Raw genomic sequence first — 2,522 nt, forward strand, 5'->3', positions numbered from 1 at the left:
ATCCAGAACACCGCCGCCGTCCTGATTGCGCTGGGTAGCTTGTTCGGTCATGCCGACCTTGCCCGCGCCGACGACGCCAAGCCGGGTGACGAAATTGCCATCGAGGCGATTTCGAAGACCCGCATCGCCTATGTGCTGACCGGTGTGCCGGGCGACGATTCGATCAGCCGCGCCGGGCTCGAGGGGCTGACGCGATTCCTGGTCGAGAAGACGGCGCTGGAACCGGGCGAGCCGGCCGGTGTGGACATCTCCCGGGACGAGCTGTCGTTCTATCCGCTGATCTACTGGCCGATCGATCCGGCCGCACCGATGCCCAGCCAGGCAGCGATCGCCCGCGTCGACGCCTATATGCAGCAAGGCGGCACGGTGCTGTTCGACACCCGCGACCAGTTCGCCAACGGCATCGGCGCCGATTCGACCAGCCCGGCGACGGAGCGGCTGCGCGACATCCTCGGCAATCTCAACGTGCCGCCGCTGGAACCGGTACCGTCCGACCACGTGCTGACCAAATCCTTCTTCATCCTGCCCGAATTCCCCGGCCGCTTCGCCGGCAGCCCGCTCTGGGTCGAGGCCTCGCTCGACGCCAGCAACGCCGAGAACCGGCCGGTGCGTACCGGCGATGGCGTCTCGCCGATCATGATCACCGCCAATGATTTCGCTGGCGCCTGGGCGGTCGACGAGAACGGCGATGCGCTGCTGCCAACCGTGCCGGCTGACCCGATGCAGCGCATCTACGCGCTGCGCGCCGGCGTCAACATCATGATGTACATGCTGACCGGCAACTACAAATCCGACCAGGTGCACGTACCCATACTGCTCGAACGGCTGGGGCAGTAGAATGAGTTTGTTTGGTGCCCTCCGGTCGCGGATAAACCCTCCCCAAAAAGAGGAGGGTAAGGAATGAATTGGTCGATCTCCTTCGAACCGCTGATCTCCTGGCCACTGCTGACCTTGGCGCTGGTGCCGCTGGCGCTGCTTGCGCTGGTCGGCCTGTGGTTTCGCCAGCGCGGTTCGGTCTTCCGCTTCATCGCCCTTCTGGCGCTCGCCGCCGCTTTGTTCAACCCGGTGTTCCTCAACGAGGAGCGCGAGCCGCTGAAAAGCGTTGTCGCCCTCGTCGTCGACCGCAGCCAGAGCCAGGATATCGGCGACCGCACCAAGCAGACCGACGAGGCGTTGGCCGGGCTGCAGCAGCGGCTTGGCCGCTTCAAGCAGTTCGACGTGCGCGTCGTCGAGGCCGGCAAATCCGAGGCCGCCGAGGAACGCACCGAGACACGGCTGTTCGGCGCGCTTGAAGGCGCCTTCCGCGACGTGCCTCCGTCACGGATCGGCGGCGCCATCATGATCACAGATGGCGAGGTCCATGACGCCCCCCCGGGAGCGCCCGATTTCAACGCTCCGCTGCATGCGCTGATAACCGGCAACGATCACGAGAAGGATCGCCGCATACGTTTCGAGAACGCCCCGCGCTTCGGCCTTGTCGGCAAGCCGCTCGACATGACCTACCGCGTCGTCTCGACCGAAAACGAGACCGGCCCGGTCGATGTGCGCGTTTCGGTCAATGGCGAACAGGTCGCGGTCGAGCACGCCACTGTCGGCCAGGCGATGCCGTTGCAGGTCACCATTCCGGGCGCCGGCCGCAACATCGTCGAACTCGCCATCGATCGCGAACCGGGCGAACTGACCGACACCAACAACCGCGCCATCGCGCTCATCGACGGCATTCGCGAGAACTTGCGCGTGCTGCTCGTCTCCGGCGAGCCGCATGCCGGCGAACGCACCTGGCGCAACCTGCTGAAATCCGACGCCTCGGTCGATCTCGTCCATTTCACCATCCTGCGGCCGCCGGAAAAGCAGGACGGCACGCCGATCAACGAATTATCGCTGATCGCCTTCCCGACCCGCGAACTGTTCGTCGAGAAGATCAAGGATTTCGACCTCATCATTTTCGACCGCTACCAGCACCGCGACGTGCTGCCGATCCTCTATTACGACTACATCTCCGAATATGTCGAAAAGGGCGGCGCGCTGCTGATCGCGGCCGGCCCCGAATATGCCGGCGAAAGCTCGATCGCGCGTACGCCGCTGATGTCCGCCCTGCCGGCGATGCCGACCGGCGAGGTGGTCGACAAGGCCTTCTATCCGCGCCTCACCGAACTCGGCCAGCGCCACCCGGTGACGCGTGGGCTGGATGGCTCTGCCACCGAGCCGCCGCACTGGAGCCGCTGGTTCCGCACCATCGGCGTGCAGAATCCCGAAGGCGCAGTGGTGATGAAGGGCGCCGACAACCGGCCGCTGCTGTTGCTCGACCGTAAGGGCGAAGGCCGCGTCGGCATGCTGCTGTCCGATCAGGGCTGGCTGTGGGCGCGCGGCTTCGAGGGCGGCGGCCCGCATGTCCAGCTCTACCGGCGCATCGCCCACTGGCTGATGAAGGAGCCTGAGCTCGAGGAAGAGCGGCTGACCGCCGACGGCCGCGGCATGGTGCTGGAAATCCGCCGCCAGACGATGGCCGACGATCCCGGCCA

Annotated in this window: 2 protein-coding genes; both read left to right on the forward strand. The window is 65.7% G+C overall.

Annotation, left to right across the window (positions count from 1 at the left end):
- The coding region (locus EN906_RS30630; RefSeq protein WP_164777485.1) for a DUF4159 domain-containing protein at positions 1 to 837 on the forward strand (837 nt) is incomplete at its 5' end.
- Positions 838 to 900: 63 nt separating this feature from the next.
- Positions 901 to 2,522 (forward strand): hypothetical protein (locus EN906_RS30635; RefSeq protein ID WP_127375630.1); only part of this gene is annotated, 1,622 nt, incomplete at its 3' end.

Origin of the sequence: Mesorhizobium sp. M7A.F.Ca.CA.004.06.1.1, assembly GCF_003999135.1 — a bacterium.
Lineage (GTDB): Bacteria > Pseudomonadota > Alphaproteobacteria > Rhizobiales > Rhizobiaceae > Mesorhizobium.